The organism is Massilia sp. Root335 (assembly GCF_001425685.1).
GTDB lineage: Bacteria > Pseudomonadota > Gammaproteobacteria > Burkholderiales > Burkholderiaceae_D > Telluria > Telluria luteola.
In genome coordinates this window covers 260,128-269,454 of record NZ_LMCY01000028.1, presented here as the reverse complement: position 1 = coordinate 269,454, position 9,327 = coordinate 260,128, and the positions used below count along the sequence as shown (strand labels likewise).

8 protein-coding genes are annotated in these 9,327 nt (G+C 68.8%); 5 read left to right on the top strand and 3 right to left on the bottom strand.

The window, feature by feature from the left end; translation table 11 throughout:
- A partial coding sequence (locus ASC93_RS16885) for a family 43 glycosylhydrolase (protein WP_162251911.1) occupies positions 1 to 889 on the bottom strand: 889 nt, incomplete at its 3' end.
- Positions 890 to 1,041: 152 nt separating this feature from the next.
- Here ASC93_RS16885 and ASC93_RS16880 point away from each other — a divergent pair.
- From ASC93_RS16880 to merP, 4 genes are read left to right on the top strand one after another with little or no spacing between them, the layout of a single operon-like run.
- Positions 1,042 to 1,584, top strand: a complete 543-nt coding sequence (locus ASC93_RS16880; protein WP_056444571.1) for a TlpA disulfide reductase family protein — start codon at positions 1,042 to 1,044, stop codon at positions 1,582 to 1,584.
- Positions 1,585 to 1,603: 19 nt separating this feature from the next.
- Positions 1,604 to 2,719, top strand: coding sequence for a transglutaminase family protein (locus tag ASC93_RS16875; RefSeq protein WP_056444569.1), 1,116 nt, complete (start codon positions 1,604 to 1,606; stop codon positions 2,717 to 2,719).
- 7 nt (positions 2,720 to 2,726) lie between these two features.
- Positions 2,727 to 3,110 (top strand): mercuric transporter MerT family protein, encoded by a 384-nt coding sequence (locus tag ASC93_RS16870; protein WP_056444566.1) that lies wholly within the window; start codon positions 2,727 to 2,729, stop codon positions 3,108 to 3,110.
- A gap of 11 nt (positions 3,111 to 3,121) precedes the next feature.
- Entirely contained in the window at positions 3,122 to 3,409 is a 288-nt protein-coding gene (gene merP, locus ASC93_RS16865; protein WP_056444563.1) for a mercury resistance system periplasmic binding protein MerP, read from the top strand.
- Here the strand turns inward: merP and ASC93_RS16860 are convergent.
- Together ASC93_RS16860 and ASC93_RS16855 are read right to left on the bottom strand one after the other, a co-directional pair.
- A complete protein-coding gene (locus tag ASC93_RS16860; RefSeq protein ID WP_056444560.1) occupies positions 3,393 to 4,580 on the bottom strand; it encodes an MFS transporter in 1,188 nt (395 codons plus the stop codon). The two genes, merP and ASC93_RS16860, sit on opposite strands and share 17 nt — an antisense overlap.
- A 147-nt stretch (positions 4,581 to 4,727) precedes the next feature.
- A complete protein-coding gene (locus ASC93_RS16855) occupies positions 4,728 to 5,873 on the bottom strand; it encodes a serine hydrolase (RefSeq protein ID WP_056444557.1) in 1,146 nt (381 codons plus the stop codon).
- A gap of 400 nt (positions 5,874 to 6,273) precedes the next feature.
- Between ASC93_RS16855 and ASC93_RS16850 the strand changes: the two genes are divergently transcribed.
- Positions 6,274 to 9,246: a TonB-dependent receptor gene (locus tag ASC93_RS16850; protein WP_082548109.1), complete on the top strand. Its 2,973-nt coding sequence runs from the start codon at positions 6,274 to 6,276 to the stop codon at positions 9,244 to 9,246.
- Positions 9,247 to 9,327 lie beyond the last annotated feature (81 nt).

Sequence of the window (9,327 nt, the reverse complement as noted above, 5' to 3'; positions counted from 1 at the left end):
GGGCGGCGGCCAGGTCCTGGCCGAGGCGGTCGAGGAACGGTCCGGCCGGCGTGCGCGCCCGTCCCGCGTACACGGCGTAACCCGTCAGCGGGCCGTTGCAGCAGTCGGTCGTGGAGGCGAACAGATACCACCAGCCGCCGTGCCGGACGACTTCCGCGCCCTCGTAGCGCCCGGCCGCGCCCACCTTGCGCGGCGTGCCCGCGGCGGCCAGCCCGTCGGCGCGGAGCGGCTGCACGAACACGCCGCCGCCGTAGCTGCCGTAATAAATCCACTTGCGGCCGCCGTCCTCGACGACCTTCGGGTCGAACGTCCAGTGGAAATCGCAGCCGGGCCCCGCGCGCCGCGGCGCGACCACCGGCGCGGCCGCCGGCACCCACGGACCGGCCGGGCTGTCCGCGACGGCCACGCCGATGGCGCTGTCGTTGGCGCAGCCGGCCTCCGGACTGTGGGCGTCCGCCACGTCCGTCACCGTGAAGTACAGGTAGTAGCGGCCGCCCATGTATTCCGGTTCCGGCGCCCACAGGCCGGACGTGGGCGCGGCCAGCCCGGCCGGGCGGTCGGCGAACGCGTCGCCGACATAATTCCAGTTGACGAGGTCCGTCGACCGGTAGATCGCGATCATGTGGAAATGCCACGGGCCGGATTCGCCCGGCAGCGGGCGCTCCGTTTTGCTGACGGGGTCGCTCGTGCAATACAGATACCAGGTCGGCGTCCTGGCGCGCGCATCGCGCACCACGGCCGGGTCGGCGCAGTTCTGGGCCGGCGCGCCGTTCGCCAGGTGCACGCGCAGCGGATTGCGATAGGTGGCGGCGGGCGCGGCGCTCACCGGTGCCGCCAGTCCGAGCGCCAGCGCCCACGCCAGCGCCGCGAGGTTCCGTTGCAATCCCATCGCATCCTCCGTGAAGTCCGCCGCCGAGCTTACCCCAGCCGGGCCGGGCGGGCTGCACGGTTGCGGACCGGCGGCACCGCCCGCGGGCGGGCGGCGAAACGCCCGCTCTGGTATCATGACGGCTGTTTTCGCTTCGAGATCCGCACCCGACGATGCACACGAGGATATCCACCCGCGCGGCCGCGCTGCTGGCCGGCGCACTGCTGAGCGCGGGCGCGGCGGCGAAGGATGCGCTGCTGCGGCCGTGGCCCGCGGGCCGGCCGACGCCGCCCCTGCAGCTGACGACCCTCGACGGCCAGCCGTGGGACCTGGCAGCCCTGCGCGGCAAGGTCGTCGTCGTGAATTTCTGGGCCGCCTGGTGCGGCCCATGCGTGGAAGAATTGCCGGTGCTGGGCGCGCTGGCGGGGCGCGACGGCGTCGCGGTCGTCGGCGTGAACTACAAGGAGCCGCTCGATTCGATCGAACGGTTCGCCGCGGCCCATCCGCTGGCCTACCCCGTGCTGCGCGACCGCACCGGCGATGCGTTCAAGCGCTGGTCGCCGGGCGTGATGCCGGCGACGATCGTCGTCGACCGCGGCGGGCGCGCACGCTGGCGCACGGTGGGCGAGATACCGCCCGACGACACCCGGCTGCGCGGGGCCATCGACGCCCTGCTGGCCGAGCCGCAAACACATCAAGAACACAACCAGAACTAGAGAACGAGGGAAAAACGCCATGCAAGACACGAACCTGAAAACCACCCGCCGCACGCTGCTGAAAGCGGCCGGCGGCCTTGCGCTCGCCAGCGCCCTGCCCCGCACCCTGCTGGCGGCGGAGCAGGAACGCCATTTCGATCCGCGTCCGGGCGACTGGAAGAGCTACGAAGTGGTGACCAAGGTGGCCCTGCAGCGCGCCGCCGGTCCGTCGACCGTGTGGATTCCGCTGCCGTCGATCGACACGGAATGGCAGCGCAGCCTGTCGAACAACTGGTCCGGCAACGCGACCAAGGCGCGCGTCGAGACCGATCCGCGCTACGGCGCCCGCTTCCTCGTCGCCGAATTCGACGGCTCCGCGCCGCCCGCGCTGGAAGTCGTGTCGCGCATCCAGACCCGCGACCGTGCCGAGAACTGGAAGACCCGCACCCCGGGCACCGAAGATGCCGCGGACCTGCGCCTGTGGCTGCAGCCGACCGACCTGCTGCCGCTCGACGGCATCGTCAAGAAGACGTCGCTGACGATCACCAAGGGCGCGCGCACCGACGACGAAAAAGTCGAGCGCATCTACAACTGGATCGTGCTGAACACGTTCCGCGAGCCGAAGGTCAAGGGCTGCGGCACGGGCGACATCAAGACCATGCTGGAAACGGGTAACTTCGGCGGCAAGTGCGCCGACCTGAACGGCCTGTTCGTGGGCCTGTGCCGCGCGTCCGGCGTGCCGGCCCGCGACGTCTACGGCATCCGCATCGCGCCCAGCAGCTTCGGCTACCGCGAACTGGGCGGCAAGCCGCAATCGCTGCAGGGCGCCCAGCACTGCCGCGCCGAGGTCTACCTGAAGCAGCACGGCTGGGTCGCGATGGACCCGGCCGACGTGGCCAAGGTCATGCGCCAGGAAACGCCGAACTGGATCAAGGACCCGGACAATCCCGTCGTCGCCCCCGTCAAGCGCGCGCTGTTCGGCGGCTGGGAAGGCAACTGGATGGGCTATAACTTCGCCCACGACGTGCGCCTGCCCGGCTCCGCCGTCGGCAAGGTCAGCTTCCTGATGTATCCGCAGGCGCAGAGCCGCGGCGAAGCGTACGACCCGCTCGATCCCGACGCGTTCAAGTACACGATCACGGCCCGCGCGATCTGATCCGGCCATGCCCACGCTCGCCCGTCCAACCGCCCCAGGCAGCGCCGCGACCGACCGCAAGGCCGGGCGGCTGATCGCCGTCGCCGTGCTGGCATCGCTGCTCGCCTCCACGTGCTGCGTGCTGCCGCTCGCGCTGGTGCTGGTCGGCGTGACGGGCGCGTGGATGGCCAACCTGCAGGCGCTGAAACCGGTGACGCCCTACGCCATCGCGCTTACCGCCGGTGCGCTGGCCTGGGCGGGCTGGCTCGTGTTCCGCCCGGCCCGCGCCTGCGACATGGCGGACGGCGCCTGCGCCACGACGCGTCCGCTGATGCGCCGCGTGTTCATCGCCTGCGCGCTGTTCGTCGCGCTGTTGCTGGGCTTTCCGCTGATCGCCCCGCTGTTCTATTGAGGATAGCTACCATGACAATCTCCCGCACCCTCACCCTCCTTGCGCTGGCCGCCGTTGCGCCGCTGGCGTCGGCCAAGCAGCAGACCGTCCAGCTGACCGTCCCGACGATGGACTGCGCCACCTGCCCCATCACGATCAAGGCGGCGCTGTCGAAAGTGCCGGGCGTGTCGAAGGTGAAGGTCAGCTACGACAGGCGCGAAGCCGTCATCGTCTACGACGACGCCAAGGCCACCGTCGCCGACCTGAAAAAGGCGACGGAGGACGTCGGCTACCCGGCGATGCTCAAGACCGCGAAGTGATCCCCCGGGGCTCGCCGAGGAACACGAGCAGCACTGCCCCGATCAAGGACATTCCCACTGCGCACGCGGCCTGCCAGCCGCCGTGCGCGAAGCTCCACGCCCCCAGCGCCGACCCGGTCGCGCCGCCCAGGAAGAACGTCGCCATGTACAGGCCGTTGACGCGGCCCCGCACCTCGGCGCCCAGCGCATAGATGGCGCGCTGGCCCAGCACGAGATTACCCGACACGGCGAAGTCCAGCGCGATGGCGGCCGCCACGAGCAGCCCCAGGCCCAGCTTGCCGCCGCCGGCGGCGCCCAGGGTCGGCACGAAGGACAGCAGGCCGAGGATCATGCAGAACGCCGTCGCCGGCCGGGTCCAGCCGCGGTCCGCCACGCGGCCGCCGATGGGCGCGGCGATCGTGCCCGCAACGCCCGCCAGCGCGAACCACGCGATGTCGCGCTGGTTCATGCCGTAGGCCGGGCTGGCCAGCAGCAAGGGCGTCACGGTCCAGAACACGCTGAACGCGCCGAACATGCCGGCCTGGTAGATGGCGCGCCGGCGCAGCACGGGCAGGTCGCGCAGGAGCCCCTGCATCGACGCCAGCAGGGCGACGTAGCCCAGCGTCGAATGGGGCCGGCGCGTGGGCAGCAGCACCCGCAGCACGATCCCGAGCACGACCATCAGCGCGGCCGACAGCCCGTACACGACCTGCCACGACCACGCATGCGTGATGAAACTGGCGACGGGGCGCGCCAGCATGATCCCGAACATCAGGCCGCTGACGACATTGCCGACGACGCGGCCCCGCACGTGTTCGGGCGCCATGTGCGACGCGTACGGCACCAGCACCTGCACGGCCACGGCGGCAAAGCCGATCAGCAGCGAGCAGGCGAGGAACGCGGGCGCCGGATGGCCGAGCGCCGGCACCAGCGGCGCCGCCACGAGCGCCACCACCAGCACGCCGACGAGGACCAGCACGAGGCGGCGGTTTTCCAGCAGGTCGCCCAGCGGCACGACGAGCAGCAGGCCGGCGCAGTAGCCGACCTGCGTGAGCGTGACGAGCAGGCCCGCCGCGCCTGCCGGCAGGCCGACCGCCGCGCGGATCGGGCCGACGAGCGGCTGGACGTAATAGAGGTTCGCGACGATCAGGCCGCAGGCGGCGGCGATCAGCAGCATCAGCCACGTGGGCATCGCCGTGTGTGCTTCTGCGTGCGCCACGGCGTCATGCCGCAGACGGTCGGGTGCCTCGGTGGGCAAAGGCGGTGGGGTCAATCCTGGGCTCCGGACAAAACGGCAAGTGTAACGCGCGGCGGCGATCCTTGCCGGACGCCGCCCGCGTCAGGGCGCGTCCATCCAGTCGTATTCCCAGCTCCACGGCATGTCGTCGGGCCCGAGCGCCTGGCGGCCCAGTTCCGGATACAGGCGCTCCGCGCGCACGTCGTTCGACAGCAGGACGACGCAGCGCTGGCCCGTCTCCAGGCACAGCACGAAATCGGCCGTCGTGTCGTCGTGGCCGCCCTTGAACCAGCCGGGGCCCGACCGGTCCTCGAACGTGACGACGCCCAGGCCCGCCGCCAGCTTCTGCGGCCATTCGGTGTCGCCGCCGGCCAGGGTCGGGAACTGGCGGCGCGACGCGATGGGCAGCCAGCCGGTCGCGAACGCGGCGCGCGTGTCCGGCCGCAGGCCGTCGCCGCGCATGATGCCGGCCCACAGCTTCGCCTGGTCGGCGATCGTCGTATCCATCGAGCCGGCCGCGCGCACGCGGTAGCGCCGCTCGTGCGGCTGCACGGCGCCGTCGAAGCCGTAGCCGTCCGCCACGTTCTCCGCGAAGTCCGCGCGCCAGTGCATGCTCGTGTTGCGCATGCCGAAGCGGTCGAACACGCGGCGCTGCATCTCCTGCGCGACATCCAGCCCGAGGCCCCGCTCGACGATCAGCTGCAGCAGCATGTAGCCCTCGCCGGAATACGCATAGCGGCTGCCCGGGTCGAAGTGGATGCGGAGGTGCCCGCCCGGCTCGAGCCAGCGGAAGTTGGCGAAGCCGCCGGCGTGCGCGAGCAGCATGCGCGGCGTGAGCAACTGCCAGCGCGGATCGTTCGCCAGGTCGGAAAAATCGAACGGCCGCTCGCGGTACGCGGGCAGCGGCTGCGGCAGCAGCTTCGTGACGGGCGCGTCGAGGTCCAGCCTGCCCTCGTCGGCCAGCTGCAGCACCATGTAGGCGAAGGCCGTCTTGGTCAGCGACGCGCCGGTCATGACCGTGTCCGGCGTCAGCGGCTGGCCGAGCGCCGCGTTGCGCGTGCCGTACACGCGCACTTTCGCCACCTTCCCGTTCTCGATGGTGGCCAGCGCCAGGCCCTGCACCTGTTCGCGCCGCATGATGCGCTGGACTTCGGGATCGGACAGCGATTGCAGGGGCCGCAGCGGCGGCGCACAGCCCGCCATCGCCAATACCGTCGCCCCCACCGCCCACCACGTCCCGAACCGCATGCGTCTCTCCATGACCTGCCCGGCACCGCCCCGCGCGGCGCCACAGTCCGTCATGATGCCATGGGAGCGCTAACTTCGTCATGACTGTCCATTAACGTGCGCGCCGGTACGCGGACACGTCGTCGACGCGCATTTATCGGGGCACGCCGTCGCGGCGCCGGGAACCGGTTTCCGGTCGAATGGACCTCTGCGTGGAAACGCTTCCAGGCAATTTCCAATATAGCACCGCCGATTTTTCGATGTCAACGCAGCCGGTTTCGCAGGTGTGCTGTTTCGGCCACGCACCATGGAATATTCCGTTGACAATTGTTTTTTCTGAACATAAGATTCGACCACGATATGGAAACGTTTCCACGTCCGACGCGGTGAAGAACAAGCAGATAAAAACAGAGGAGACCTAATGCATTATCCCAAGGCAAACCAAAAACTGATGAGCCTGGCGGTGGCGAGCGCCTGCGCCGCCCTCATCCCGGCCTATGGCCAGACCGGCGCGACGGAAGACAGCCGCGGCGGCGACATCCCGACCACGGCCGTCCAGCAGGTCGTCGTGACCGGCCTGCGCCAGTCGCTGGCGTCGTCGCTGAACCTCAAGCGCCAGTCGGACGGCATCGTCGACGGCATCGTCGCCGAGGACATCGGCAAATTCCCCGACACGAACCTGGCCGAATCGCTGCAGCGCATTTCCGGCGTGTCGATCGACCGCGTCAACGGCGAAGGCCAGAAGATCACGGTGCGCGGCGTGGGCCCCGACTTCAACATGGTGCTGCTGAACGGCCGCCAGATGCCGACGTCGAACCTGGGCGACCTGAACGGCCGTTCGTTCGACTTCTCGAACCTGGCGTCGGAAGCGATCTCGCAGCTGCAGGTCTACAAGACCAGCCGCGCCGAGACCCCGACCGGCGGCATCGGCGCCACCGTCAACGTGATCACGGCGCGTCCGCTGGACAAGCTGGGCACGTGGTCCAGCATCGGCATCAAGGCCGTGCACGACACGTCGAACAACAACCTGCCGGGCGACGTCAAGGCCAGCAACTCGACGACGCCGGAATTCTCGGGCATCTATTCGACGACGTCGAAGGACGGCCACTGGGGCCTGGGCGTCTCCGCCAGCTACCAGGAGCGCAACCTGGGCTTCAACCAGGCGTCCGTGTCGAGCGGCTGGAAGGGCCCGTTCCGCGGCGACGAGAACAATTGGGGCACGATTCCGCAGCCGGGCACCCCGGGTTCGGAAAACATCACGAACCGTCCCAAGCCCACCGACATCTACCAGGTGCCGCAGAACCTGAACTACAGCATGACGGGCGTGAAGCGCAAGCGCACCAACGGCCAGCTCACCTTGCAGTGGCAGCCGGTGAAGGAACTGACGACGACCCTCGACTACACGTACTCGGAAAACAAGCTGCAGACGAAACGCAACGACGTCTCCGCATGGTTCAACTTCGGCCCGTCCGCGTCGTCCTGGACCAACGGCCCGATCGCCGCACCGCTCGTCTACAGCGAATTCATCCCGGCCGGGAACAGCGACATTGCGATGGGCGGCGCCGACTTCGCCACCAAGACGCAGAACAAGTCGCTCGGCTTCAACACGCAGTGGCGCGCGACCAGGGACCTCAAGCTGGAGTTCGACGCGCACCATTCGACCGCGGAATCGAAGGCCGACAGCCCGTTCGGCTCGAACAACACGCTGGGCACCGCGAGCTTCTCGCGCGGCGACACGACGGCCGACTTCTCGCAGGAATTCCCGGTCCTGTCGATCAAGGGCGCCGACTTCGTGAACGCGCCGCAGCAGGTCACCGGCTCCGTCTTCCAGAACGGCTACATGAAGGGCGACATCTCGCAGGTCCAGTTCAAGGGCCGCCTGCGCATGCTGGATTCGTCGAACCTGAACTTCGGCCTCGGCGCCGTCAACGTCAAGAACCGCTCCGCGTTCTCGACCCAGCAGCGCGACTCGTGGACCGGCGCGACCAAGCCGTCCGACTACCCGAGCAGCCTGTGGCACGCCGACACCGTGCGCCAGTACTTCGACCAGCTGGCCGGCAGCCAGAACCCGAACCTCTTCAACACCTTCTACACCTTCAACTTCGCCCAGGTGCGCGACGTCGTGGCGAAGGCGTCGGGCATGCCGGAGATGTACCTGCCCAAGAACACGTTCGACACCGACCAGCGCACCGAGGAAAAGTCGAAGAGCCTGTACCTGCAGTTCAACACGGACTGGGACACGGCGCTGCCGATGCACACCGCGATCGGCGTGCGCTACGAGAAGACGGACGTCGTCTCCACGGCCCTGGTGCCCACCGCGACGTCGATCACGATGGTCTCCGCGAACGAATTCCCGGTGCAGTTCGGCGCGCCCTCGTTCACGACCCTCACCGGCAAGTACCACAACCTGCTGCCGTCGATCGACTGGGACATGGACGTCCGCACCGACATGAAGGTGCGCGCGAGCTACGGCGAGACGATCGGCCGTCCGCGCTACGACCAGATCGCCGGCGGCCAGATCCTGAATACGCTGGCGCGGGTCGACGGCGGCACCGGCTCGCAGGGCAATCCGGCGCTGAAGCCCGTCAAGTCGAAGAACTTCGACCTGTCGTGGGAGTGGTACTACGCGAAGGACAGCTTCTTCTCGGTCAACGCGTTCTACAAGGACCTGGAGAACTACGCGGGCCAGTCGAAGCTCGACGCCACGCCGTTCAACCTGCACACGCCGGTCGGCGGCGCGCTGTGGAACGAAGCGTCGGCTGCCGGCTGCGGCACGGACCCGGCCTGCATCCGCAACTACATCTTCACGCACCACCCGACGGCGGCGGGCGTGACGGTGACGGGCGTGGACAGCAGCGGCAATCCGACCGGGAACATCGTCGGCCAGCCGGGCGATCCGGTGGCGCACTTCCAGATCACGTCGTTCTCGAACCAGAAGAAGGCGAGCCTGAACGGCCTGGAATTCAACCTCCAGCACATGTTCGGCAACACCGGCTTCGGCATCTCGGCGAACTACACGTACGTCCACTCGGGCCTGCGCTACGACAACGGCAGCGTGGGCGAGCAGTTCGCGCTGGTCGGCCTGTCGAACTCCGCCAACCTGGTCGGCATCTACGAGAACGACAAGTGGAACGTGCGCGCGGCGTACAACTGGCGCGGCGAATTCCTGTCGTCGACGTTCGACGGCGCCGGTCCGAACCCGAACTACGTCGAGCCGTACGGCCAGCTCGACCTGTCGGTGGGCTACAACCTGACGCCGAAACTGAGCGTCCAGCTCGAAGCCATCAACCTGACGAACGAGACGAACCGCGTGCACGGCCGCACCTCGCAACAGGCGCTGTACGTGACGCAGTCCGGCCCGCGCTACATGATGGGCGCACGCTACAAGTTCTGACGCAGGCGCGCAGCAAGAACCGTCATCCCCGCGCAGGCGGGGCAACGAGCCATCGTCCCCGCGCAGGCGCGCAGCAAGAAC